The sequence below is a fragment of the Aquabacterium sp. OR-4 genome (assembly GCF_025290835.2).
GTDB lineage: Bacteria > Pseudomonadota > Gammaproteobacteria > Burkholderiales > Burkholderiaceae_C > Pseudaquabacterium.
Map to the genome: position 1 here is coordinate 1,229,896 of NZ_JAOCQD020000002.1, position 23,312 is coordinate 1,253,207.

The following is a 23,312-nucleotide window of genomic DNA, read 5'->3' on the forward strand; positions in this document are numbered from 1 at the left end:
ACCAGCAGCATGGCAACCAGCAGCGAGGCAGCACCCGGCGTGGCGGCAACCCTGCCCTTTGACGATTGGCTGGCCCTGACCCAGCTCTACGCCGACTACGCCCGGGCGGTCGATTCGGGCCAGTGGGATCTGTGGCCCGAGTTCTTCACCGACGACGCCTGCTACCGCCTGCAGCCGCGCGAGAACCACGAGCGCGGCTTTCCGCTGGCCACGCTGGCCTTCAGCAGCAAGGCCATGCTCAAGGATCGGGTCTACGGCATCCAGGAAACGCTCTACCACGACCCCTACTACCAGCGGCATGTGGTGGGCCTGCCGCTGATCCACGAGGTGCAGCCCGGGCGCATCCGCTGCGAGGCCAATTACGCGGTGTTTCGCACCAAGTTGTCCGAGCCGAGCACGGTGTTCAACGTGGGCCGCTACCTTGACCTGGTGGTGCGCACACCGGCCGGGCTGCGCTTTGCCTCGCGCGAATGCATCTACGACAGCGAGCTGATCCCCAACTCGATCATCTACCCGATCTGAGCGCGGCCCGCACGCCGGCGGGGGGCGGCGGCCCGGGCTGGCCGTCACGCACGTGTCATGTGCCCGGCCTATGATTCGACTATTGTGGAAGCGTCGTTGTCTGCGCTTTCTTTGTTGATCTGATCAGTGAGTGCATGCCATGAAGGTGGGTATCAATGGCCTGGGCCGCATCGGCCGCCTGGCACTGCGCGCCGCGCTGGGCGCGGCCGAGCGTCCGCACGACGATCCGCGTGCCGGCCACCGGCTGGAGGTGGTGCACCTCAACGAGCTGAAGGGCGGCGCCGAGGCCACCGCCCACCTGCTGCAGTTCGACAGCGTGCAGGGCCGCTGGCGCGCCGACTTTGCGGTCGAGGGCCCCGCGGCCATCCGCATCGGCGAGCGGCGGCTGTCGTTCTCGTCGCACGCCACGGCGGCCGCGATCCCCTGGGGTGACCTGGGCGTGGATCTGGTGCTCGAGTGCACCGGCCGCTTCCTCACGCCCGAGACGCTGCAGGGCCACCTCGACCGCGGCGCCAAGCGCGTGATCGTGGCCGCGCCGGTCAAGGTGGGCGGCGTGCTCAACATCGTGGTCGGCGTCAATCACCACCTGTACGAGCCGGCGCGCGACCGCATCGTCACCGCCGCCTCGTGCACCACCAACTGCCTGGCGCCGGTGGTCAAGGTGATCCATGAGGGCCTGGGCATCCGCCATGGCCAGATCACCACCCTCCACGACCCCACCAACACCAACCTGATGGTCGACGCGCCGCACCAGGACCTGCGCCGCGCGCGCAGCGCCATGCTGAGCCTGGCGCCCACCACCACCGGCAGCGCCACCGCCATCGCCCTGATCTACCCCGAGCTGAAGGGCAAGCTCGATGGCCACGCGGTGCGCGCGCCGGTGCTCAACGCCTCGCTCACCGACTGCGTGTTCGAGCTGCGCCGCGAGACCACGGCCGCCGAGGTGAACCAGCTGTTTGCCGAGGCCGCCAGCGGCGCGCTGGCCGGCATCCTGGGCTACGAGACGCGGCCGCTGGTCAGCGCCGACTATGCGCGCGACACGCGCAGCAGCATCGTCGACGCCCCGTCCACGCTGGTCACCGACGGCACGCTGCTGAAGGTCTACGCCTGGTACGACAACGAGATGGGCTATGCCTGCCGCATGGTGGACCTGGCCTGCCACATGCAGCAGTGCGGCCTGTGACCGGGCCCGGCCGATGAACCCCGGTGCGCGCCACTACGCCATCGTCACGGCGGCCTACTGGGGCTTCACGCTCACCGATGGCGCGCTGCGCATGCTGGTGCTGCTGCACTTCCACCGGCTGGGCTATTCGCCGTTCACGCTGGCGCTGCTGTTCCTGCTGTACGAGGCCATGGGCGTGGTGGCCAACCTGGTGGGCGGCTGGCTGGCCACGCGCCACGGCATCCAGCGCATGCTGGCCGTGGGCCTGGCCACCGAGATCGGCGGCTTCCTGCTGATGTCGGCGCTGTCGCCGGCCTGGTCGGCGGCGCTGTCGGTGGCCTGGGTGGTGATGGCGCAGGGCGTCTGCGGCGTGGCCAAGGACCTCACCAAGACGGCCAGCAAGGCGGCCATCAAGGCCACGGCCGGCGAGGCCTCGGGCACGCTGTTCAAGTGGGTGGCGTTTTTCACCGGCAGCAAGAACGCGATGAAGGGCGTGGGCCTGTTCCTGGGCGGCGTGCTGCTGCAGGGGCTGGGCTTCCAGCAGGCGCTGTGGGCCATGGCCGGCCTGCTGGCCCTGGTGCTGGTGGGCGTGCTGGGCTTCGTGCCGCCGCTGATGGGCCGGCAGAAGGCCTCGGCCTCGGCGCGCGAGCTGTTCGCCAAGAACCGGGGCATCAACCTGCTGGCTGCGGCGCGGGTGGTGCTGTTCGGCGCGCGCGACGTGTGGTTCGTGGTCGGCGTGCCGGTGTTCCTGTACGCGGCGGGCTGGAGCTTCACGATGGTGAGTGGCTTCGTCGCCGCCTGGACCGTGGGCTACGGCCTGGTGCAGGTGCTGGCGCCGGCCCTCGTGCGCCGCAGCGCCGATGGCCTGAGCACCGAGGTGCCGGCCGCGCGCGCCTGGTCGGCGCTGCTGGTCACCGTGCCGCTGGCGCTGGCCGCCTGCGTGGCCTGGCCGGTGGCGCAGCTGCAATGGGTGGTGGTGGCCGGGCTGGGGCTGTTCGGCTTTGTGTTCGCGGTCAATTCCTCGGTGCATTCCTACCTGGTGCTGGCCTATGCCGGCTCGGAGAAGGCGGCCGAGGACGTGGGCTTCTACTACGCGGCCAACGCGCTGGGCCGCTTCTTCGGCACGCTGCTGTCGGGCCTGCTGTACCAGTGGGGCGGGCTGCTGTATGCGCTGATGGGCTCGGCGCTGATGCTGCTCGGCTGCTGGGTGATCACGCTGGGCCTGCCCCTGCAGCGGCAGATCGCGGTTGCTGCCGTCGCGCCGGCCGCCGGGAGCCAGCCATGAGCCCGACGGGCCGCCCCAAGGGCGAATACCGCAAGGCGCAGCCTGAAGGTGCCCCAGTGAGCGCCGGCCGCGGCGCGCTGCAGCAGGCGTCAGCCCCGGTGCCGGAGCGGGCCGCGGCCGTGGCCGCGCTTGACGAGGCGGGCGCCGTGGCCGCGCTGGCGGCGCTGGCCCAGGGCGCGCGGCTGCGCATCTACCGCGCGTTGGTGGGCGCCGGGGCGCAAGGCCTGACCCCCGGCGCGCTGGCGGCCACGCTGGATGTGCCGGCCTCCACGCTGTCCTTCCACCTGAAGGAGCTGACCCATGCCGGCCTGGTGAGCCAGGAGCGCGAGGGCCGCCACCTGATCTACCGCCCGCGCCTCGGCCGCATGGACGCGCTGATGGCCTACCTGACCGCGCATTGCTGCCAGGCCTCGGGCACCGATCCCACCGTCTGCGGCCTGCCCGGCAGCAGCAGCTGCCCGCAGTGCTGAGTGTTCTTCGCTGCATCCCACCCGACAGGAGTTCGCGCATGTCTGACAAGCTCTACCACGTGTTGTTCATCTGCACGCACAACTCGGCCCGGTCGATCATGGCCGAGGCCATCCTGAACCGGCTGGGCGCCGGCCGCTTCGTCGCCCACTCGGGCGGCAGCCACCCGGCCGGCACGGTGCACCCGCTGGCCCTGCGCACGCTGGCGGCCATGCATGTGCCGGCCGAGGGGCTGCGCAGCAAGGACTGGTCGGAGTTCGCCCAGCCCGGGGCCCCGGTGATGGACTTCGTGTTCACCGTCTGCGACAAGGCCGCCGGCGAGACCTGCCCGGTGTGGCCCGGCCAGCCGATGACGGCGCACTGGGGCGTGGCCGATCCCGCCGCGGGCGAGGGCAGCGACGAGCAGCGGGCCCGGCTGTTCTGGGACACTGCGGTGGTGCTCAAGCGCCGCATCGAGCTGATGCTGGCCCTGCCGCTGGCCGCGCTGGACGGGCTGGCCATCCAGCGCGAGATCGACGACATCGGCACGCGCTGACGCCATGGCCGCCGACGCCCTGCCGTCCTGCCCGCCACCGCCGGCGCCGATGAGCGTCTTCGAGCGCTACCTCAGTCTCTGGGTGGCGCTGTGCATCGTAGCCGGCATCGCGCTGGGCCAGGCTCTGCCCGGGCCGGTGCGCGCGGTGGGGGCGATGTCGGTGGCCCAGGTCAACCTGCCGGTGGGCCTGCTGATCTGGGTGATGATCGTGCCCATGCTGCTGCGCGTGGATTTCGGCGCGCTGCACCAGGTGCGCGCGCACTGGCGCGGCATCGGCGTGACGCTGTTCGTCAACTGGGCGGTCAAGCCGTTCTCGATGGCGCTGCTGGCCTGGTTGTTCGTGCGCCAGGTGTTCGCGCCCCACCTGCCCGCGGCGCAGCTTGACAGCTACGTGGCCGGCCTGATCCTGCTGGCCGCCGCGCCCTGCACGGCCATGGTCTTCGTGTGGAGCCGGCTCACGCAGGGCCATCCGCTGTTCACGCTGAGCCAGGTGGCGCTCAACGACCTGATCATGGTCTTCGCCTTCGCGCCCATCGTCGGCCTGCTGCTGGGCCTGTCGGCAATCCACGTGCCCTGGGACACGCTGCTGATCTCGGTGCTGCTGTACATCGTGCTGCCGGTGGCCATGGCCCAGGCCTGGCGGCGCGCGCTGCTGGCGCGTGGCCCGGCGGCGCTGGAGGCCATGTTGGCGCGCCTCGGGCCCTGGTCGATCGCGGCGCTGCTGGCCACGCTGGTGCTGCTGTTCGCGTTCCAGGGCCAGGCCATCCTGCAGCAGCCGCTGGTGATCGCGATGCTGGCCGTGCCCATCCTGATCCAGGTGCTGTTCAACGCCGGCCTGGCCTACTGGCTGAACCGCCGGCTGGGCGAGGCGCACAGCGTGGCCTGCCCCTCGGCGCTGATCGGCGCGAGCAACTTCTTCGAGCTGGCGGTGGCCGCGGCCATCAGCCTGTTCGGCTTTGAATCGGGCGCCGCGCTGGCCACCGTGGTGGGCGTGTTGATCGAGGTGCCGGTGATGCTGGCCGTGGTGCGCGTGGTGAACCGCAGCAAGGCCTGGTACGAGGCGGGTCGCTGAAGAATGCGGCCCGGCCGGGCCGCCGCTGGGTCAGCCCGCGAACCAGCCCTCTACCTTGCTGCGGCTGGGCACGCCGCCGGCATGCACCACGCGGCCATCGATGACCACGCCGGGCGTGGCCATCACGCCATAGCCCACGATGTCGCGCAGGGCCTCCACCTTGTCCAGCGTGATGGTGGCGCCCTTGTCCTGTGCCACCTGCTGGATCAGCGCGATGGTGTTGCGGCAGTTGGCGCAGCCGCTGCCCAGTACCTTGATGTCCATGAGATGCTCCGATGTTGGCCGTGACGTGAAGGAAGGCCGGGCGGCGCGTCACAGCACCGCGTTGAAGATGAAGCCCACGGCCAGGATGCCGGTGGCCACCACGGCCACGAAGGTGGCGATCAGCCGCGGCTTGAGCACCTTGCGCAGGATGATCATCTCGGGCAGCGACAGCGCGATCACGCTCATCATGAAGGCCAGCACCGTGCCCAGCGCCGCCCCCTTGGCCAGCAGCGCCTGCACGATGGGGATGATGCCGGCGGCATTGGTGTACATCGGCACGCCCAGCAGCACCGCCAGCGGCACCGACCACCAGGCGTCCTTGCCCATGATGGCGGCCATGAAGTCCTGCGGCACCCAGCCGTGGATCACCGCGCCGATGGCGATGCCGGCCAGGATGTAGGGCCACACCCGGCCGACGATCTGGCGCACGTTGTCCAGGCCGGCGGCCATGCGCCCGGCCAGGGCCAGGTCGTCGTGGCCGGCGCTGGCGGGCACGCGCGGCATCTCGCGCACCCAGTCTTCCAGCTGCGCCTCCAGCTTCAGCCGGCCGATGATCCAGCCCGCGCCGATGGCCACCGCCAGGCCCAGGCCCAGGTAGAGCAGGGCGATCTTCCAGCCGAACAGGCCGAGCAGCAGGGCCAGCGCCACCTCGTTGACCATGGGTGCAGAGATCAGGAACGAGAAGGTCACGCCCAGCGGCACGCCGGCCTGCACAAAGCCGATGAACAGCGGCACCGCCGAGCAACTGCAAAAGGGCGTCACCACGCCCAGGCTGGCGGCCATCACGTTGGCCAGGCCCTCGCCACGGCCGGCCAGCAGCGCGCGCGTGCGCTCGGGCGTGAAAAACGAATTCACCATGCCCATCACGAACACCACCGCGGTGAGCAGCAGCAGCACCTTGGGCGTGTCGTACAGAAAGAACTGCAGCGCACTGCCCAGGTGGCTATCGCGTGCCACCGGCAGCGCCGCCACCAGTGCCTCGGAGGCCGGGTTCAGCGCCCGGTACAGCAGCCACCAGGCCAGCGCCGCCAGCAGCAGCAGCGCACGCGGGTGCTGCTGCGCCATCTGCTGGGTACGACGGGACAAGGTGAGGGCGCTCATGCAGGGGTCTCCGTCCGGGGTTCCAGCTTGCGCCGTCAGCGGCCTCTGCGTACTGCGCTTGATCAAGTCCGTTGATTCAACTATTATTGAATTCATGGATCAAGCATCAGTCGTTCAAGCCCTGGCCGCGCTGGCCCACCCGGTGCGCCTGGAGGCCTTTCGCGCCCTGGTGGTGGCCGGCCATGAGGGCCTGGCCCAGAAGGCCCTGGCCGAGGCCGTGGGTGTGGGCCCCACCAACCTGGCCTTCCACCTCAAGGAGCTGGCCGCGGCCGGCCTGGTGACGCAGGCGCAGAACGGCCGCTTCGTGATCTACCGCGCTGGCTTCGAGCAGATGCGCGCGCTGCTGGGCTACCTCACCGACAACTGCTGCGCCGGCGCGCCGCGCGCGGCAGCCACGCCGCCGTCTGGCACCTGCGGGTGCTGACCCCCACCCATCCACCGAGGATCGACCATGTCTTCCATCACGATGCGTCAGGCCCAGGCGGCCGACTGGCCCGCCGTTGAAGCCCTGTTGCGCGCCAACGGCCTGCCGCTGCAGGGCGCGCGCGAGCACCTCGCCACGTTCGTGCTGGCCCAGGCCGGGGGCGAGACGGTGGGCTGCGCGGGCGTGGAGCCGCGCGGCGAGGTGGCCTTGCTGCGCTCGGTGGCGGTGGCACCCGGGCTGCAGCGCCAGGGCATCGGCCGGCAGATGGTGGCGCTGCTGATGCAGGAGGCACGCCGCCGCGGCTTTGCGCAGATGGTGCTGCTGACCACCACCGCGCGGCGCTTCTTCGAGGAGCTTGGCTTCACGCTGGCCGACCGGGCCCAGGCGCCGGCGGCGCTGCAGCAGTCGGCCGAGTTCCAGGGCCTGTGCCCGGCCAGCGCCGACTACCTGCAGTTGATGCTGCAGCCGCCGGTGGCGGCCGATGCGCTGCAGGGCCTGCCGGTGGCCGTGCTGGGCGCCGGCCCGGTGGGCCTGGCCGCGGCGGCGCAGCTGCTGGCGCGCGGCCTGCCCTTCGTGATTTTGGAAGCGGCACCCCAGGTGGGCGCCAGCCTGCTGGACTACGGCCATGTGCGCCTGTTCTCGCCCTGGCGCTACAACATCGATCCGGTGATGGCCGCGCACCTGGCGCCCACCGGCTGGCAGGCGCCGCCGCCTGAGGCGCTGCCGTTGGCCGCCGAGGTGGTGCAGCAGGTGCTGGCCCCCTTTGCGCGCCTGCCGGAAGTGGCCGCGGCACTGCGCCTGTCCACGCGCGTGACCGCCATCACCCGCGAGGGCTTCGACAAGGTCAAGAGCGCCGGGCGCGACCACGCGCCTTTCGTGATCCGTGCGCTGCACGGGGGCCAGGCGCTGGAGATCCGCGCCCGCGCCGTGATCGACGCCACCGGCACCTGGCACCAGCCCAATCCGCTGGGCGCGGGCGGGCTGCCGGCCATCGGCGAGGCCGAGGCCGAGGCCGCCGCGCGCATCCGCTACGGCATTCCCGATGTGCTGGACACCGAGCGTGCGCGTTATGCCGGCAAGCACACGCTGGTGGTGGGCGCCGGCCACTCGGCCGCCCATGCGCTGCTTGACCTGGCCCGGCTGGCCACCCAGGCGCCCGGCACGCGCCTGGCCTGGGCCGTGCGCTCGCCCGCACTGACACGGGTGTTCGGCGGTGGCGCGGCCGATGCGCTGCCGGCGCGCGGCGCGCTGGGCACGGCGCTGCGGCAGCTGCGCGACAGCGGCGCGCTGGCCCTGCATGCCGGCCTGCGCATCACCCGCATCGAGCCCGGTGCCACCGGCACGCTGACCGTGCTGGGGGTGGATGCGCAAGGGCATGAGCAGCGGCTGGAGGGCATCGACGAGATCGTCTGCGCCACCGGCCAGCGGCCCGATCTGGGCCTGACCCGCGAACTGCGCGTGCGCCTCGACCCCTGGCTGGAATCCACCGAGGCCCTGGGCCCCTTGATCGACCCCAACCTGCACAGCTGTGGCACGGTGCGCCCGCATGGCCACCGCGAGCTGAGCCACCCCGAGCCCGGCCTGTACACCGTGGGCGTGAAGAGCTACGGCCGCGCGCCCACGTTCCTGATGGCCACCGGCTTTGAGCAGGCGCGCTCGGTGGTGGCGGCGCTGGCCGGCGACCTGCAGGCCGCCGACCGTGTGGAACTGAACCTGCCCGAGACCGGCGTGTGCAGCGTGAGCGGCGCCGACACCGAGGCGGCAGCGGGCGAGGCCTGCTGCGGCGGCCCGCCGGCCCGCGATGCCGCGGCCTGCTGCGTGCTGGACGAGCAGCGCAAGGCCGAGGGCGAAGCCGGCTGCGGGTGCGCCACGCCGGCGGCGGTGCCGGCATTGGCGTCGATCGTGGCCGCCCCCGTCCCGGCGCGTCGCAGCTCTGGCTGTTGCTGAGCAGCGTGCGGCGCGGTCGCGCCGCACGCTGCTCGCTGATCATCGGTGGCAGTTTGCATAACGATCATCGTCGGGCTTTTGTGTGTACGGCCCAAGTAGCAATGTCCGCGTCCAGCCACCCGCAAGCGGTGGGTGTTGCAGGCCCGGATCAGTGGCCCGGTGACCGCTCGGTGCAGTGCTCGGCCCCAGCGCCGTTGGTTGGCGCTGCCGAGTTCCGGCACACGCTCTTGCGCATCGGCCCCAGCACGGCCAGTCGGATGTCCGATCGTGGCGCCACGCGGCAAGCCAGCAGGCGGCCGTGGCGTTCGTCGTCTTCGCTGACATGGGCGCGGCTCATCACGCGGGTGGCCACCTCGCCCTGCAGGATGGCCACCTTGCACACGCCGCAGCCGCCGTTGCGGCAGCCCACCGGGATGCCCTTGCGGTTGAGCGCCACCATGCCTTCGAGCAGCGAGCGCGCGTCAGCACAGGCGAAGTGCTCGCCCGTGTCCTCGATCAGGACGTCAAATTTCTGCAAGCCGGTCTCCATGTGCGGGCGTACCGTGCGCGCCGCATCGTCGGTGTGTCGGGGGTGGTGGCATGTTGGCGGCGCTGCCGCGCGCTGTCCAATACCCTTGGGCGCTGCGGCGCGATACCTGGGCTGCATGGCATGGCTTGCAGCCCAGGGGTTTGCATGCGCGGTGGCCCGGAATGGCGTGTGGCCCGGCTACTGCAGCGCCGCCGCCTCGCGCCGCATCGAGGCCAGCAGCGACTGCAGGATCGGCGAGTCGTCGTCGTCGCGGTAGATGCAGCACAGGTCCACGCGCGAATCCGCGGGGTGGTGCAGCGGCCGGTAGGCAATGCCCGGCATGGCCATCGAGGTGGCCGACTGCGGCACCACCGTCACCGAGAAGCCCGTGGCCACCAGGGCCACGGCATGCACCACATCGCCCACCTCCTGCGCCACCTGCGGCGTGAAGCCGCAACTGCGGCACATCTCGTGCACACGGTCGATGAAGCTGGGCCGCGAGCCGGTGGGGTACAGCACCAGCGGCACCTGCTCCAGCTCCTGCAGCGCGACCGCGGTGCGTGCGGTCAGCGGGCTGCCCGAGGGCAGGGCCACGTACAGCGGCTCGGTCAGCAGGGTCTCGCTCACCAGCCCGTCGATGGGCCGCATCAGCCGGTTGAAGGCCAGCGTGATGCGGCGCTGGCGTAAAGCGTCGATCTGCTCGTCCTTCACCATGTTGTGCAGGAAGATGCTGACCTCGGGATGCGCCTCGCGAAACGCCCGGATCAGCCGCGGAATGGCGCCAAAGATGCCCGAGCCGAAGATCGCCAGATCGACCCGCCCCAGCAGGCCCTGCGCAGCCTTGCTGCTGCGCTCGATGGCGCGCTCGGTCAGGCCCAGGATGTTGCGGGCATCGTCGTAGAACACGCGGCCGGCATCGGTGAGCTCCACGCCGCGGTGGGTGCGGCGAAACAGCAGCACGCCCAGCTGCTCTTCCAGCTGCTGGATCTGGCGCGTGAGCGGCGGCTGCGAGATGTGCAGGCGCACGGCCGCACGGCCGATTTTTTTCTCTTCGGCAACGCACACGAAGTAGCGGAGATGGCGCAGATCCACGTCGATACGGCCGGCGCGGACGCGGCAGGGCGGGTGCAGGGCAGCGCCAAATTGTGGCCGAGCCGCGCCGCTGATACCACTTGGTAGCAACCAGTAGCCGCAGCCATGCTTGCCGGGTATGGTCAACCGGGCTTCGATGGTATTGGACGCCGGCCACACCGGCTGCCTACAGTGGCTGCACATTCAGCGCGGCGGCCACAGCGTCGTCCACAACCACCGCGCATCCAGCAGGCGACGACAGGAGACAAGAACCATGGCAATGACAGGCGTGCTGCGCCCGGGACATGTGCAGATCCGGGTGCTCGACATGGGCGAGGCGGTGGCCTTCTACCGCGACGTACTGGGTCTCGAGGAGATGGGCCGCGATGCGAGCGGCCGCGTCTACCTGCGTGCCTGGGACGAGCGCGATCACCACAGCGTGGTGCTGCGCCAGGCCGACAGCGCGGGCATGGACTTCTTCGCCTTCAAGGTCGACAGCGAGGCCACGCTCGACAAGCTGGAGGCCGACCTGCGCGACCGCGGCCTGCGCACCTCGCGCCTGCCGGCCGGCGAGCTGATGGAAACCGGCGAGCGCGTGCGCTTCGAGATCCCCAGCGGCCACCAGATCGAGCTGTATGCCAAGAAGACCTTTGCCGGCAGCGCGCTGGGCCAGAAGGACCCCAAGCCCTACAGCGCGCGCTTCGACCAGGGCATTGCGCCGATGCGCATGGACCACGCCCTGCTCTACGGCCCCAACGTCGACCAGGTGCTGGAGATCTTCACCCAGGTGCTGGGCTTTCACCTGGCCGAGTACGTCACCCTGCCCGGCACCGATGTCAAGGGCGCGCTGTGGCTGGCCTGCTCGAACAAGGCGCATGACATCGCCTTTGTCGTGCACCCCGAGCCGGGCAAGCTGCACCATGTGTCGTTCTACATGGAGTCGATCGACCGCGTGTTCCGCGCCGCCGACATCATGAGCGCCAACGACATCAAGGTCGACATCGGCCCCACGCGCCACGGCATCACGCGCGGCGGCACCATCTATGCATGGGACCCGTCGGGCAACCGCTTCGAGACCTTCTCGGGCGGCAACTCGTCCTACCCCGACCTGCCGCCCATCGAATGGAGCTGGGAAGGCCTTGGCGAAGGCGGCGGCCTCGACGTGGCGCACCGCAAGATGCACGAGACCTTCCTGACCGTGGTGACCTGAGCCCGGCGGCGCATCCCGCTGCTGCGCGGCTGAACCCGCTCCACCCCGGACCCCTTGCAAGGCTTCATTCATGCCAGTCGCCAACATCCACGTGCTGGCCGGTCATCCCCGGCCGGTGCTCAAGCAGCTGCTGCGCGAGGCCTCGATGGCCTTTGCGCAGGCCATCGACGCACCGCCCGAACGCCTGCAGGTGTGGATCACCGAGGTCGACCCCGGGCTCTATGCCCTGGCCGGCGAGCCGGCCGACGAGGTGCTGGCGCGCGGCGTGCCACGCGCCGAGGCCGAGATCCCGCTGATCCGCATGGCGCTGATGGAAGGCCGGCCGGTGGCCACGCTGCACCGCGTGATGGCCGACCTGAGCGCCGCGGTGGCCCGCGTGCTGGGCGGCGACCCGCAGCGCGTGCGGGTGCAGATCGACCATGTGCACCCGGAGCGCTGGGCCATCGGCGGTGTGCCGGCCAGCCAGGCCCGCGCCGCCGAGCTGGCCCGGCGGGCACCCGCCGCCAGCGGCTCCTGAACCAGCTGGCATCTGACGTACGCGGCCGCCAAGGCCCGCAACGGCTGCGCCGCGCACGCCCGGCCACCCCAACCGCCAACCCCTGCCCCGCACCATGCAGACCTTCCAGCACTTCATCAACGGCCAGTTCGTGGCCTCGGCCAGCGGCAAGCTTTTCGACAAGCGCTCGCCGCTGGACAACACCCGCCTGGGCCAGGTGGCCGAAGGCGGCCAGGCCGAGGTGAACGCCGCGGTGGCCGCCGCCCAGGCCGCCCTGCACGGCCCCTGGGGCCGCATGCCCACCGACCAGCGCGTGGCCATGCTGCACGCGGTGGCCGATGGCATCACCCGGCGCTTTGACGACTTCGTGGCGGCTGAAGAAGCCGACACCGGCCAGCCCCACCATGTGATCGCCCACGCCTTCGTGCCGCGCGGCGCGGCCAACTTCAAGATCTTTGCCGACATCGTCAAGAACGTGCCGGCCGAGAGCTTTGTGATGGACACGCCCGACGGCGCCGGCGCGCTGAACTACGCCATCCGTAGACCGAAGGGCGTGATCGGCGTCATCAGCCCCTGGAACGCGCCGCTGCTGCTGATGACCTGGAAGGTGGGCCCGGCGCTGGCCTGCGGCAACACCGTGGTGGTCAAGCCCAGCGAAGAAACCCCCGCCTCCGCCACGCTGCTGGGCGAGGTGATGAACGCCGTGGGCGTGCCGCCCGGTGTGTACAACGTGGTGCATGGCTTCGGCCCCGATGCGGCCGGCGAGCAGCTGACCCGCCACGATGACGTGGACGCCATCACCTTCACCGGCGAGACGCGCACCGGCACCGCCATCATGAAGGCCGCCGCCGACGGCATCCGCGACGTGAGCTTCGAGCTGGGCGGCAAGAACGCCGGCATCGTGTTTGCCGATTGCGACTTCGATGCCGCCGTGGAAGGCATCTTCCGCTCGGCCTTCATGAACACCGGCCAGGTGTGCCTGGGCACCGAGCGCGTGTATGTGGAACGGCCGCTGTTCGAGCGCTTCGTGGCTGCGCTCAAACGCCGCTGCGAGGCGGTGAAGTACGGCCGCCCCGGCGATGCCGGCAGCAACTACGGCCCGCTGATCAGCCAGGAGCACCGGCGCAAGGTGCTGAGCTATTACGCCAAGGCCGTGGCCGAAGGCGCGAATGTGGTGACGGGTGGCGGCGTGCCCGACCTGCCCGGCCTGCTGGCCGAAGGCGCCTGGGTGCAGCCCACCATCTGGACCGGCCTGCCCGAAACCGCCGCCGTGGTGCGCGAGGAGATCTTCGGCCCCTGCTGCCACATCCGCCCCTTCGACAGCGAAGACGAGGTGGTGGTGCTGGCCAATGCCAACCGCTACGGTTTGAGCACCACGATCTGGACCGAGAACCTGAAGCGCGCGCACCGCATGGCCGCCGCGGTGGCGGTGGGCATCACCTGGGTGAACAGCTGGTTCCTGCGCGACCTGCGCACGCCGTTTGGCGGCAGCAAGCAAAGCGGCATCGGCCGCGAAGGCGGCGTGCACTCGCTCGAGTTCTACACCGACCTCAGAAACGTCTGCATCAAGCTCTGAACTTGGCCTCGCACATGACCCCTGACCTCATCCAAGCCTGCGGCGACGCGTTGTACGACGCCTGGCGCGCCCGCGCCACCGTGGCGCCGCTGCTGGAGCGCTTTCCAGCCATCACCGTGGCCGACGGCTACGCCATCCAGAGCCGCATGGTGGCGCGCCGCGTGCAGGCCGGTGAAACCATCATCGGCAAGAAGATCGGCGTCACCAGCAAGCCGGTGCAGGACATGCTGGGCGTCTACGAGCCCGACTTCGGCCAGCTCACCAGCGGCATGGTGTGCTCCGAAAGCGATGGCGTCGACCTGAACGGCCTGATCCAGCCCAAGGCCGAGGCCGAGCTGGCCTTTGTGCTGGCGCACGATCTGGTCGGCCCCGGCATCACCGCCACCGACGTGATCCGCGCCACCGCCTATGTGTCGCCCTGCTTCGAGATCGTGGACAGCCGCATCCGCGACTGGAAGATCAAGATCCAGGACACCGTGGCCGACAACGCCAGCTGCGGCGTGTTTCTGCTGGGCCAGGCCAAGGGCGACCCGCGCAAGCTCGATCTGCAGCTGGCCGGCATGAGCCTGCAGCGCAATGGCGCACTGCACGCCACCAGCGTGGGCGCGGCCGTGCAGGGCTCGCCCGTCAATGCCGTGGTGTGGCTGGCCAATACGCTGGGCCGGCTGGGCCTGCCCTTTCGCGCGGGCGAGGTCATTCTCTCGGGCTCGCAATCGCCGCTGCTGCCGGTGGCCGATGGCGACGACCTGGTCTGCACCATCGGCGGGCTGGGCACCTGCCGCGCACGCTTCCACGGAAAGGCCGCTGTATGACCGACAACCCGCTCACCATGCAGCGCGCGCTGAGTGATGCCCACATCGCCCAGCTAACCGACCGCATCGAGACCGCGCAGACCAGCGCCACCGCCATCCCCAAGCTCACCGAAGACTTCCCCGCGATGACCCTGGGCGATGCCTATGCGGTGCAGCTGCAGCTGCTGCGCCGCTGGGTGGCGCAGGGCCGGCGCCAAGTGGGCTGGAAGGCCGGCCTCACCTCCAAGGCCAAGATGGACCAGATGGGCGTGCGCGTGCCCACCGTGGGCTTCTTGCTGGCCGATTTTTTCAGGCCCGAGAACTCGGTGGTGGCCACGCATGACCTGGTGCACCCGCGGGTGGAGTGCGAGGTGGCCTTCGTCACCCGGGCCGAGCTGGCCGGCCCCGATGTCACGCGTGCGCAGGTGCTGGCCGCCACCGATTTTGTCGTGCCCGCCATCGAGGTGATCGACTCGCGCTTTGCCGGCTTCAAGTTCGATCTGCAAAGCGTGGTGGCCGACAACAGCTCGTCGGCGCGCTATGTCACCGGTGGCCGCGCCCGCCTTCCCGCCGATGTGGACCTGGCCACGCTGGGCGTGGTGCTCGAGAAAAACGGCGAGCCGGTCGCCCTGGGCGCGTCGACCGCCGTGGCCGGCCACCCGGCCGATGCCGTGGCCCTGGTGGTGAAGGTGCTGCACGAGATCGGCGAGCGCCTGCCGGCCGGCAGCTTCGTGATGAGCGGCGGCATCACCGAGGCCATTGCGGTGCAGCCGGGCGACCACGTCTGCGCCCGCTTTCAAGAACTGGGCAGCGTGGGCTTCCGCCTGGGCTAACGCCCGCTGACAACGCCCCCGCCGCGGGCTGCGCGGCAAGCATCGGATGGCTACACGCTGGGCGTGGTTGTGATCAGCAGCCTGGCCATCGCGCCGCAGCTGCTGGCCAGGCTGCCGTACCACCCGCGCACCAGCTTCACGCGCCGACGAGAACACGCGCTGGGGCAAGGTCATCCGCGACGCCCGGATCACTCCCGAATGACGACTGGAAATCTCTCATGACCACACCCAACCGCAAGATCCGCTGCGCCCTGATCGGCAGCGGCAACATCGGCACCGATTTGATCTACAAGCTGCAGCGCAGCCCCGTGCTGGAGCCCGTGTGGATGGTGGGCATCGACGCGCAATCCGAAGGCCTGCAGCGCGCCCGCGACATGGGCCTGAAGACCACCGCCGAGGGCGTGGACGGCCTGCTGCCGCATGTGGCCGCCGATGGCATCCAGATCGCCTTTGACGCCACCAGCGCCTATGTGCATGCCGAGAACTCGCGCAAGCTCAATGCGCTGGGCGTGCTGATGGTGGACCTGACGCCCGCGGCCATCGGCCCCTTGTGCGTGCCAACCGTGAACCTGGCCGCGCATGTGGGCCAGGTGGAGATGAACGTCAACATGATCTCCTGCGCCGGCCAGGCCACCATCCCCATCGTGCATGCCATCAGCCGCGTGCAGCCGGTGGCCTATGGCGAGATCGTGGCCAGCCTGGCCAGCAAGTCGATCGGGCCGGGCACACGCGCCAACCTCGACGAGTTCACCTACACCACCTCGGCCGCCATCGAGAAGGTGGGCGGCGCCAGAAAGGGCAAGGCCCTGGCCATCATCAACCCGGCCGAGCCGCCGATGATCATGCGCAACACCATCAACTGCCTGTGCGAGACCGAGCCCGATCAGACCCGGATCATCGACTCGGTGCTGGCCATGATCGAGCAGGTGCAGCAGTACGTGCCCGGCTACCGCCTGGTGAACGGCCCGCTGTTTGATGGCAAGCGCGTGGCGGTGTTTCTGCAGGTGGCGGGCCTAGGCGACTACCTGCCCACCTACGCCGGCAACCTCGACATCATGACCGCCGCCGCCTGCCGCACCGCCGAGATGTTTGCCGAGGAGATCCTGGCCGGCAGCATCACGTTGAAGCCTGTGGTGGCCGAGGCGGCTACTGCCTGAGGACGATCCAAACCATGACAAGCAATCTCAAAGGCCGCAAGGTTCTGGTGCACGACATGTGCCTGCGCGACGGCATGCATGCCAAGCGCGAGCAGATCAGCGTGGAACAGATGGTGAAGGTGGCCCGCGCGCTCGATGCCGCCGGCGTGCCGCTGATCCAGGTGACCCATGGCGCTGGCCTGGGCGGCAACTCGCTGCAGCACGGCTTTGCGCTGGCCAGCAACGAAGAATACTTGCGCGCCGTGTGCCCGGTGCTGAAGCAGGCCAAGGTGAGCGTGCTGCTGATCCCCGGCCTGGGCACCATGCGCGAGCTGCACAGCGCCTACGACTGCGGCGCCCGCAGCGTGCACGTGGCCACGCATTGCACCGAGGCCGACACCTCGCCCCAGCACATCGCCTGCGCGCGCAAGCTCGGCATGGACACCACCGGCTTTCTGATGATGGCCCACCTCAACTCGCCCCAGGGCCTGGCCGCCCAGGGCAAGCTGATGGAAAGCTACGGCGCGCAAACCCTCTACATCACCGACTCGGCCGGCGCCATGCTGCCCGACGACGTGACGGCCGCGGTGGATGCGCTGCGCCAGACGCTGAAGCCCGAGACCGAGATCGGCTTCCACGGCCACCACAACCTGGGGCTGGGCATCAGCAACTCGATCGCCGCCATCGCCGCCGGGGCCAGCCGCATCGATGCCTCGGTGGCCGGCCTGGGCGCCGGGGCCGGCAACACGCCGCTGGAAGTGTTTGTGGCGGTGTGCGAACGCATGGGCATCGACACCGGCGTGGATCTCTTCCAGCTGATGGACGTGGCCGAAGAGATCATCGTGCCGATGATGGACCACATGGTGCGCGTGGACCGCGACTCACTCACGCTGGGCTTTGCCGGCGTGTACTCCACCTTTCTGCTGCATGCCAAGCGGGCCGCCGCGCGCTTTGGCGTGCCGGCGCGCGACATCCTGGTGGCCCTGGGCCACAAGAAGATGATCGCCGGCCAGGAAGACATGATCGAGGACACCGCCATGACGCTGGCCAAGCAGCGCGGCTTGCTGAAGGACGTGGTGCGCGGCGCCCAGGCCGGCGCCCAGGCCGGCACCCAGGCCAGCGCGCAAGCGGCGGCCTGACGCCATGGCTGCCGAGCAAGGCATCGCGGTGGTGGTTGGCGCCACCGGCGCCATGGGTGCGGTGATCACGCAAAGGCTGGTGCAGCACGGCCTGCAGGTGCTGGCCGTGGCCCGCCATGCCGATGCACTGCGAGCCCTGGCCCACAGCGTGCCCGGCGTGCGGGCCTGCCAGGCCGACATTGGCGATGACAGCGCCATCGCCACCATCGCCGCCGCACTCAAGCCATTGCCAGGCCCCGTGCGCCTGCTGCTGCAGGGCGCGGGCGTGGCCACGGCCGGCGGCGTATTGCAAGCATCCACGGCCGCCGTGGTGGACGCGGTCAACATCAAGGTGGCCGGCCTGATGCGCCTGGTGCGCGCGGCCGATGACCGGCTGGCCACCGGATCGCGCCTGCTGGCCATAGGCGGGCACTACGGCTTCGAGCCCACGGCCTATGCCGCCACCGCCGGCGTGGCCAATGCCGCGCTGGCCAACCTGGTGCGCCAGCTCAGCTGGGCCCATGGCCCGCGCGGCATCACCGCCCACCTGCTGGCGCCCGGCCCGGCCGATACCGAGCGCCTGCACCGCGTGGCCGCCTCGCGCGCCGAGCGCGATGGCCTGGCCACCACCCAGGTGCTGGCGCAGATGCGCGCCGAATCCGCCATTGGCGCCTTCACCACGCCCGAGCAGATCGCCTGGGCCATCACCCTGCTGCTGGCGCGCGAGGCCGATGCCCTGGCCGGCAGCACCTTGTTCATGGATGCAGGCCGCAGACACGGGCTGCCCTGAACCCGCCGCGGGCCATGGGGGTCCTCGGCCGCGTTGTTTGAAGAATATCAACAGGAGACAAGCATGCAGTTCCAGATGCAGGCAGGCGTTCGCGCGCGCGCCGCCGTCCAGCTCGCCACCGTGGCCCTCATCGGCTGGCTGGCCACCGGTGCCGCCCAGGCCACCGAGAACGGCCTGACCAGCGCCGCCGCCGGGGCCGAAGGCTTCACCGCCGGCGCCCTGCCCCCGCCCGGCAGCTACGGCCTGGTGTACCTGAACCACTACCAGAGCACGCGCTTCAACAACGGCGCGGGCGACTCGGCCGTGCCCGGCTTCAAGGTCACGGCCGATGCCGTGGTGGGCCGCTTCGTGCAGGTGCTGCCCACCCAGGTGCTGGGCGGCAATCTGGGCTGGCACGTGATCGTGCCGCTGGCCAGGGTGAAGCTCAGCGCCGCCGGCAACAGCGACAGCCGCAGCGGCGTGGGCGACATCGAGGCCGGCCCCTTCGTGGCCTGGCACACGCCCACGTTCCACTACGTGGCCGCACTCGACGTGGTGCTGCCCACCGGCGCCTATGACAAGAACCGCGGCGTCAACCTGGGCCACCACTACACCACCTGGCGGCCCATCGTCGGCTTCTCGTACCTGACACCGCAGCTGGATGTCTCGGCCAAGATCACCTACAGCATCAATGGCCGCAACGGCGACACCGACTACCGCTCGGGCCAATACCTTCATGCCGACTGGAACCTGGGCTTCCACGTGGCCCCAGGCTGGCAGCTGGGCCTGCAAGGCAGCCTGATCCACCAGACCACCGACGACCAGGCCGGCGGCGCCACCGTGGCCGATGGCGTGCGCACCAAGGTGATGGCCTTCGGCCCGGCGGTGCGCTACCAGTCGCCCGCCGGCTGGTCGCTGGAAGCGCGTGTGCTGAAGGAAAGCGGCGCGCGCTGGCACACCCAGGGCACGGCAGCCTGGCTGAAGGCGGTGTTCGCGTTCTGAGCCGGGCCACACCCACCCCAACCAGGAGAGCGACCGATGGCCGCGCTGCAAGCCGTGGGCTGCGCGTGCGCAGCGCTGTCGCCCACCGACGAACTGGTCTCGCGCCTGCACTTCGATGCGCGCGAGGGCCGCATCTGGCTCAACCAGCAGCGCATGCTGCTGCTGCACAACAGCGCCATGGGCGTGCTGCGGCAGGAGCTGATCGAGAGCCTGGGGCTGGACAGGGCCCGCGGCCTGATCACCCGCATGGGCTACAACTGCGGCGCCCACGATGCCGAGCTGGCACGCGAGCTGCGCTGCAGCGACCGCCCGGCCGAGGCCGTGACCATCGGCCCGCAACTGCACATGCTGGAAGGCGTGGCGCGGGTTGAGGCCGTGACGCTGGAGCTGGACGAAGAGGCCGGCCACTTCCTGGGTGAATTCAACTGGCATGGCAGCGCCGAGGCCGAGGCCCATGTGCAGGTGTACGGCATCGTGGGCCACACCGCCTGCTGGCAGCAGGTGGGCTATGCCAGCGGCTTTGTCAGCCGCTTCATGGGCCGGCCGGTGGTGTTTCGCGAGCTGCAGTGCCGCGCCCAGGGCGCGCCGCACTGCGTGATCGTCGGGCGGCCCGCCGAAGCCTGGGGCGATGCCGCCGACGCCGCCGACGACCTGGCCCACCTGCGCGCCGATGCGCTGAGCCAGGGCGTGGCCGCGCTGCCCACGGGGCCGGCGCCTGAGCCCGGTGCCGCCCCCAGCGCCGCCCGCCACCTGCTGGGCGACAGCGCCGTGGTGGGCGTCTCGGCCGGCTTCAATGCCGTGTGCCACATGGTGCGGCGCGCGGCCGACACCCGGGCCACCGTGCTGTTCCTCGGCGAAAGCGGCGTGGGCAAGGAGGTGCTGGCCCAGGCCCTGCACCGCATCGGCCCGAGGGCGCAGGGCCCCTTCGTGGCCATCAACTGCGCCGCCATCCCCGACGAGCTGATCGAGAGCGAGCTGTTCGGCGTGGACAAGGGCGGCTACACCGGCGCGCTGGCCAGCCGACCGGGCCGCTTTGAGCGCGCGCACGGCGGCACGCTGTTTCTCGACGAGATCGGCATCCTGGGCTGGACGGCCCAGGGCAAGCTGCTGCGCGCCCTGCAGGCGCGCGAGATCGAGCGGGTGGGCGGCACGGCCACGATGCCGGTGGATGTGCGCGTGGTGGCCGCCACCAACCTGGACCTGAAGAACGAGGTGCAGGCCGGCCGCTTTCGCGAAGACCTGTACTACCGGCTGAACGTGCTGCCCATCCGCGTGCCCCCGCTGCGCGAGCGGCGCGAAGACATCCCCGTGTTCATGAACCACTTCCTGCACCAGTACAACCGGCGCGACGGGCGCCAGGTGAGCGGCTTCACCGGCCGGGCCATCGACGCCATGCTGGCCTACCACTGGCCCGGCAACATCCGCGAGCTGGAGAACCTGGTGGAACGCGGCGTGGTGCTGGCCAGCGACGGCGGCGCCATCGACACGCCGCAGCTGTTTCTGGGCGATGAGCAACTGCCCGCGGACTGGCTGGCGCTGCAGCGCGATGGCAGCCTGCGCAACCGGGCGGGAGCGTTGAACGATGCAGACGAGGGATCGACAGCATCACCGTGCCGCGACGACCTCGGCGAGGCCCACACCCTGGGCCAGCGTGTGCAAGACCTGCTGGCCGGACGGTGCGCTGGTGGGCGCGAAGCCCAGGTGCCGCTGGATGCGCTGGAGGCCGAACTGGTGCGGCGGGCCATGGCAGCCACCGGTGGCAACCAGTCGGCCGCCGCGCGGCTGCTGGGTTTGAGCCGGTCGCAATTGATCTATCGATTGAAGGGCTTGGCGCAGGGGGTGGCAGGCAAATTTGCCGAACTCGGTGATTGACGGCGGGGTTGGCACCGCAGCAGTTGGCAACGCAGCGCGCTGTCAGTGGCCTTCACCCTCCAACCGATGCCGCACGGCCAGCACCCCCACCGGCTGGGGCGAGGCGATTTCGTACTGCAGCACATGGCCCGATGCGCCGAACGCGTTCACCAGTTCACGGCGCAGACCCGAGCGCGAGCCCGCCACCTTGCGGAACAGAAATGGCGGCCTGGCCAGCGCCAGCAAGGGCGCTTCGATGGATTCGATGGCTTCGAGTACGCGGTCTGCCGTGCCAGGTCTTCGGTGTACTGGGCACGCTCGAGGCGGTCTTCATGCGGGCCAAGGTATTGCAGACGCGCTGCATGGTCGAGCCCAGATCGCCTCGCCAAGGCCTCCTGGTCGGCGAAAGCCTGATGGCCTCGCCATGGCGGAACCACGCGGCTCACATGGGCTCGGTTCTCTCGCGCTTCTTCAACCGATAGTCCATCTGCCCCCGCCCCACCCCCAGCAGCCGCGCTGCGGCCGACACATTGCCCTCGCACTGCGCCATCGCCCGGTCCAGCAGCAACTGCTCGATGGCGTCGAACGAGGGCAACGAGGCCAGCAGCTGATCGGCCAGGGATGATGGGGTGCCGGCAGGCGCGGTTGATCCGCCGCCCGCGGCCTCGGGCGCCGCCCCCGCCAACTCCAGCGCCCCGCTGCCGCCCAGGCCCCAGGTGGGCTGGCCGCGCAGTTCTTCGCCGCCGGCAAACAGGTGCTGCACGTCGAGCTGGCCGCCTTCGTCGGCCAGGATCACGCCGCGTTCGATCATGTTTTCAAGCTCGCGCACATTGCCGGGCCAGTCGTAGTCGCACAGCGCGGCATAGGCGCGCGGGCCCAGGCCCTGCACCGTCTTGCCCAGGCGCTGGCTGCTGCGCCGCAGAAACAGCGCCACCAGCAGCGGGATGTCTTCGCGCCGCTCGCGCAGCGGCGGTATCTCGATGGGAAACACGTTGAGGCGGTAGAACAGGTCGCGCCGAAAACGCCCGGCGGCCATCTCGTCGCGCAGGTCGACATTGGCCGCGGCCACGATGCGCACGTTGGCGCGGCGCAGCTCGGTGCCGCCCACGCGCTCGTATTCGCGCTCCTGCAGCGCGCGCAGCAGCTTGCCCTGGGCGGCCAGGGCCAGGCTGCTCACCTCGTCCAGAAACAGCGTGCCGCCCTCGGCGCGCTCAAAGCGGCCGGGCCGCGGCCGGTCGGCGCCGGTGAAGGCGCCGCGCTCCACGCCAAACAGCTCGGCCTCCACCAGATCGGGCGGGATGGCGGCGCAGTTGATGGCCACAAACGGCCCCGGCTTCGGCCCCGCGCCGCGTGGACTGATCTGGTGCAGCGCGCGGGCAAAACACTCCTTGCCCACCCCGCTTTCGCCCTTGAACAGCACGGTGCTGTCGGTGGGCGCCACCTTGCGCACCAGGTGAGCGACTGCATTGAAGCCGGCCGAGGCGCCCACAAAGCCCGCCAGCTCTTGCGCAGGCGTGCCCACGAAGCTGTCGATGCGCAGGTAGCTGGCATGCGGCTGGGTCCCGGGCTGGCGGTCTTGCGCCTCCCACTCGGCCAGTGGCCGGCCGATGACGCGGCAGCGCGCATGGCCCATGGCCACGCATTCCACCTCGCGCCAGTGGATGGGCACGCCGGCCACGGCGGTGCTGTAGCCATCGGCATAGCCCACGATGGTCCAGCAGGCGGGCTCGCCGCTCACGCCGCTGTGCGCCAGATGGGCCTGCGCCTCCCAGCTGCCATGCCATAAAAAATCGCCCCAGAACTGGCCGCGCTCGATGTCCATGCGCATCTCGTCGATCGGCTGGTGGCGCACAAAGCCTTCGATCTCGCGCAGCCGCGGCCCCAGGGCCAGCGCCTCGGCCAGGGCCTGGGGCGTTTGCGCGTCCACCATGCGGCGCACGCGCTGGCCGTCCTCGAAGCCCTGCTGCCAGCCCAGGCGCATCAGCAGCTCGCGCGCCTTGGGCTGGCCCAGGCTGGCCATCAGCTCGCGCCGCAGCGATGCAAACGCACTGGCATGCATCAGCAGCATGCGCTGGTCGAACAGCTGGATGTGCCCGGCCTCGGGCGAGAAGCGCAGCTGCGCGGCCAGGGTCTGGGTGTGTTGGCTGGGGCCAAGGCTCTGGTTCATCGCG

Annotated in this window: 24 protein-coding genes; 18 read left to right on the forward strand and 6 right to left on the reverse strand. The window is 70.4% G+C overall.

Going from position 1 to position 23,312, the window contains the following annotated elements; all coding sequences use genetic code 11:
• Positions 1–9: 9 nt before the first annotated feature.
• From N4G63_RS17675 to arsB, 6 genes are all read left to right on the forward strand, one after another.
• Positions 10–522, forward strand: coding sequence for an aromatic-ring-hydroxylating dioxygenase subunit beta (locus N4G63_RS17675; protein WP_314600002.1), 513 nt, complete (start codon positions 10–12; stop codon positions 520–522).
• Positions 523–661: 139 nt separating this feature from the next.
• A complete protein-coding gene (locus tag N4G63_RS17680) occupies positions 662–1,705 on the forward strand; it encodes an ArsJ-associated glyceraldehyde-3-phosphate dehydrogenase (protein WP_260787526.1) in 1,044 nt (347 codons plus the stop codon).
• A 13-nt stretch (positions 1,706–1,718) separates the two neighbouring features.
• Positions 1,719–2,969, forward strand: a complete 1,251-nt coding sequence (gene arsJ / locus N4G63_RS17685) for an organoarsenical effux MFS transporter ArsJ (RefSeq protein ID WP_314600003.1) — start codon at positions 1,719–1,721, stop codon at positions 2,967–2,969.
• A 119-nt stretch (positions 2,970–3,088) separates the two neighbouring features.
• Positions 3,089–3,439, forward strand: coding sequence for an ArsR/SmtB family transcription factor (locus N4G63_RS17690; RefSeq protein ID WP_260787687.1), 351 nt, complete (start codon positions 3,089–3,091; stop codon positions 3,437–3,439).
• Between the two features lie 38 nt (positions 3,440–3,477).
• Entirely contained in the window at positions 3,478–3,972 is a 495-nt protein-coding gene (locus N4G63_RS17695) for an arsenate reductase ArsC (RefSeq protein ID WP_260787525.1), read from the forward strand.
• A 4-nt stretch (positions 3,973–3,976) separates the two neighbouring features.
• Positions 3,977–5,044: an ACR3 family arsenite efflux transporter gene (gene arsB, locus N4G63_RS17700; RefSeq protein WP_260787524.1), complete on the forward strand. Its 1,068-nt coding sequence runs from the start codon at positions 3,977–3,979 to the stop codon at positions 5,042–5,044.
• A gap of 30 nt (positions 5,045–5,074) precedes the next feature.
• On the opposite strand, the gene N4G63_RS17705 is transcribed toward arsB, so the two are convergent.
• A complete protein-coding gene (locus tag N4G63_RS17705; RefSeq protein ID WP_260787523.1) occupies positions 5,075–5,308 on the reverse strand; it encodes a thioredoxin family protein in 234 nt (77 codons plus the stop codon).
• 48 nt (positions 5,309–5,356) lie between these two features.
• Complete coding sequence (locus tag N4G63_RS17710) at positions 5,357–6,409, reverse strand: permease (RefSeq protein WP_260787522.1); 1,053 nt, start codon at positions 6,407–6,409, stop codon at positions 5,357–5,359.
• A 94-nt stretch (positions 6,410–6,503) separates the two neighbouring features.
• Here N4G63_RS17710 and N4G63_RS17715 point away from each other — a divergent pair, with 94 nt between their 5' ends.
• On the forward strand, positions 6,504–6,833 hold the full coding sequence (locus tag N4G63_RS17715; RefSeq protein ID WP_260787521.1) for an ArsR/SmtB family transcription factor: 330 nt from the start codon (positions 6,504–6,506) through the stop codon (positions 6,831–6,833).
• 27 nt (positions 6,834–6,860) lie between these two features.
• Positions 6,861–8,780: an arsenic resistance N-acetyltransferase ArsN2 gene (arsN2, locus tag N4G63_RS17720; protein WP_314600004.1), complete on the forward strand. Its 1,920-nt coding sequence runs from the start codon at positions 6,861–6,863 to the stop codon at positions 8,778–8,780.
• Positions 8,781–8,928: 148 nt separating this feature from the next.
• On the opposite strand, the gene N4G63_RS17725 is transcribed toward arsN2, so the two are convergent.
• Positions 8,929–9,297, reverse strand: a complete 369-nt coding sequence (locus tag N4G63_RS17725) for a 2Fe-2S iron-sulfur cluster-binding protein (RefSeq protein WP_260787520.1) — start codon at positions 9,295–9,297, stop codon at positions 8,929–8,931.
• Positions 9,298–9,486: 189 nt separating this feature from the next.
• The gene (locus N4G63_RS17730) at positions 9,487–10,380 is read right to left on the reverse strand and encodes a LysR family transcriptional regulator (RefSeq protein WP_314600005.1); all 894 of its coding nucleotides are present in this window, start codon (positions 10,378–10,380) and stop codon (positions 9,487–9,489) included.
• A 253-nt stretch (positions 10,381–10,633) separates the two neighbouring features.
• On the opposite strand from N4G63_RS17730, the gene N4G63_RS17735 reads away from it, so the two are divergent.
• The 10 genes from N4G63_RS17735 (at position 10,634) to N4G63_RS17780 (ending at position 21,162) form a co-directional block, all read left to right on the forward strand.
• A complete protein-coding gene (locus tag N4G63_RS17735; RefSeq protein WP_314600006.1) occupies positions 10,634–11,569 on the forward strand; it encodes a catechol 2,3-dioxygenase in 936 nt (311 codons plus the stop codon).
• Between the two features lie 70 nt (positions 11,570–11,639).
• Positions 11,640–12,086, forward strand: a complete 447-nt coding sequence (locus N4G63_RS17740; RefSeq protein WP_260787517.1) for a tautomerase family protein — start codon at positions 11,640–11,642, stop codon at positions 12,084–12,086.
• A 94-nt stretch (positions 12,087–12,180) separates the two neighbouring features.
• Positions 12,181–13,641: a 2-hydroxymuconic semialdehyde dehydrogenase gene (locus N4G63_RS17745; protein WP_260787516.1), complete on the forward strand. Its 1,461-nt coding sequence runs from the start codon at positions 12,181–12,183 to the stop codon at positions 13,639–13,641.
• A gap of 14 nt (positions 13,642–13,655) precedes the next feature.
• Positions 13,656–14,453 carry a 2-oxopent-4-enoate hydratase gene (gene dmpE, locus N4G63_RS17750; RefSeq protein ID WP_260787515.1) on the forward strand — a complete coding sequence of 266 codons (798 nt, stop codon included), beginning with the start codon at positions 13,656–13,658 and terminating at the stop codon, positions 14,451–14,453.
• Positions 14,450–15,265 carry a 2-oxo-3-hexenedioate decarboxylase gene (dmpH, locus tag N4G63_RS17755; protein ID WP_260787514.1) on the forward strand — a complete coding sequence of 272 codons (816 nt, stop codon included), beginning with the start codon at positions 14,450–14,452 and terminating at the stop codon, positions 15,263–15,265. Before dmpE ends, dmpH begins: the two co-directional genes overlap by 4 nt.
• A 218-nt stretch (positions 15,266–15,483) precedes the next feature.
• Positions 15,484–16,422: an acetaldehyde dehydrogenase (acetylating) gene (locus N4G63_RS17760; RefSeq protein WP_260787513.1), complete on the forward strand. Its 939-nt coding sequence runs from the start codon at positions 15,484–15,486 to the stop codon at positions 16,420–16,422.
• A 14-nt stretch (positions 16,423–16,436) separates the two neighbouring features.
• Entirely contained in the window at positions 16,437–17,540 is a 1,104-nt protein-coding gene (dmpG, locus tag N4G63_RS17765) for a 4-hydroxy-2-oxovalerate aldolase (RefSeq protein WP_260787512.1), read from the forward strand.
• A gap of 4 nt (positions 17,541–17,544) precedes the next feature.
• Positions 17,545–18,309 carry an SDR family oxidoreductase gene (locus N4G63_RS17770; RefSeq protein WP_260787511.1) on the forward strand — a complete coding sequence of 255 codons (765 nt, stop codon included), beginning with the start codon at positions 17,545–17,547 and terminating at the stop codon, positions 18,307–18,309.
• A gap of 63 nt (positions 18,310–18,372) precedes the next feature.
• Positions 18,373–19,290: a SphA family protein gene (locus N4G63_RS17775; RefSeq protein WP_260787510.1), complete on the forward strand. Its 918-nt coding sequence runs from the start codon at positions 18,373–18,375 to the stop codon at positions 19,288–19,290.
• Between the two features lie 36 nt (positions 19,291–19,326).
• Positions 19,327–21,162, forward strand: coding sequence for a sigma 54-interacting transcriptional regulator (locus N4G63_RS17780; RefSeq protein WP_260787509.1), 1,836 nt, complete (start codon positions 19,327–19,329; stop codon positions 21,160–21,162).
• A gap of 42 nt (positions 21,163–21,204) precedes the next feature.
• On the opposite strand, the gene N4G63_RS17785 is transcribed toward N4G63_RS17780, so the two are convergent.
• Both N4G63_RS17785 and N4G63_RS17790 read right to left on the reverse strand, forming a co-directional pair.
• On the reverse strand, positions 21,205–21,387 hold the full coding sequence (locus tag N4G63_RS17785; RefSeq protein ID WP_260787508.1) for a hypothetical protein: 183 nt from the start codon (positions 21,385–21,387) through the stop codon (positions 21,205–21,207).
• Between the two features lie 196 nt (positions 21,388–21,583).
• Complete coding sequence (locus N4G63_RS17790; protein ID WP_260787507.1) at positions 21,584–23,308, reverse strand: sigma 54-interacting transcriptional regulator; 1,725 nt, start codon at positions 23,306–23,308, stop codon at positions 21,584–21,586.
• Positions 23,309–23,312 lie beyond the last annotated feature (4 nt).

Excerpts from the sequence above, each read along its gene's own strand:
- N4G63_RS17675 (WP_314600002.1), top strand. The coding sequence starts at position 10 with ATGGCAACCAGCAGCGAGGCAGCACCCGGCGTGGCGGCAACCCTGCCC.
- N4G63_RS17680 (WP_260787526.1), top strand. The coding sequence starts at position 662 with ATGAAGGTGGGTATCAATGGCCTGGGCCGCATCGGCCGCCTGGCACTG.
- arsJ (WP_314600003.1), top strand. The coding sequence starts at position 1,719 with ATGAACCCCGGTGCGCGCCACTACGCCATCGTCACGGCGGCCTACTGG.
- N4G63_RS17695 (WP_260787525.1), top strand. The coding sequence starts at position 3,478 with ATGTCTGACAAGCTCTACCACGTGTTGTTCATCTGCACGCACAACTCG.
- arsB (WP_260787524.1), top strand. The coding sequence starts at position 3,977 with ATGGCCGCCGACGCCCTGCCGTCCTGCCCGCCACCGCCGGCGCCGATG.
- N4G63_RS17705 (WP_260787523.1), bottom strand. The coding sequence starts at position 5,308 with ATGGACATCAAGGTACTGGGCAGCGGCTGCGCCAACTGCCGCAACACC.
- N4G63_RS17710 (WP_260787522.1), bottom strand. The coding sequence starts at position 6,409 with ATGAGCGCCCTCACCTTGTCCCGTCGTACCCAGCAGATGGCGCAGCAG.
- N4G63_RS17715 (WP_260787521.1), top strand. The coding sequence starts at position 6,504 with ATGGATCAAGCATCAGTCGTTCAAGCCCTGGCCGCGCTGGCCCACCCG.
- arsN2 (WP_314600004.1), top strand. The coding sequence starts at position 6,861 with ATGTCTTCCATCACGATGCGTCAGGCCCAGGCGGCCGACTGGCCCGCC.
- N4G63_RS17735 (WP_314600006.1), top strand. The coding sequence starts at position 10,634 with ATGGCAATGACAGGCGTGCTGCGCCCGGGACATGTGCAGATCCGGGTG.
- N4G63_RS17740 (WP_260787517.1), top strand. The coding sequence starts at position 11,640 with ATGCCAGTCGCCAACATCCACGTGCTGGCCGGTCATCCCCGGCCGGTG.
- N4G63_RS17745 (WP_260787516.1), top strand. The coding sequence starts at position 12,181 with ATGCAGACCTTCCAGCACTTCATCAACGGCCAGTTCGTGGCCTCGGCC.
- dmpE (WP_260787515.1), top strand. The coding sequence starts at position 13,656 with ATGACCCCTGACCTCATCCAAGCCTGCGGCGACGCGTTGTACGACGCC.
- dmpH (WP_260787514.1), top strand. The coding sequence starts at position 14,450 with ATGACCGACAACCCGCTCACCATGCAGCGCGCGCTGAGTGATGCCCAC.
- N4G63_RS17760 (WP_260787513.1), top strand. The coding sequence starts at position 15,484 with ATGACCACACCCAACCGCAAGATCCGCTGCGCCCTGATCGGCAGCGGC.
- dmpG (WP_260787512.1), top strand. The coding sequence starts at position 16,437 with ATGACAAGCAATCTCAAAGGCCGCAAGGTTCTGGTGCACGACATGTGC.
- N4G63_RS17770 (WP_260787511.1), top strand. The coding sequence starts at position 17,545 with ATGGCTGCCGAGCAAGGCATCGCGGTGGTGGTTGGCGCCACCGGCGCC.
- N4G63_RS17775 (WP_260787510.1), top strand. The coding sequence starts at position 18,373 with ATGCAGTTCCAGATGCAGGCAGGCGTTCGCGCGCGCGCCGCCGTCCAG.
- N4G63_RS17780 (WP_260787509.1), top strand. The coding sequence starts at position 19,327 with ATGGCCGCGCTGCAAGCCGTGGGCTGCGCGTGCGCAGCGCTGTCGCCC.
- N4G63_RS17790 (WP_260787507.1), bottom strand. The coding sequence starts at position 23,308 with ATGAACCAGAGCCTTGGCCCCAGCCAACACACCCAGACCCTGGCCGCG.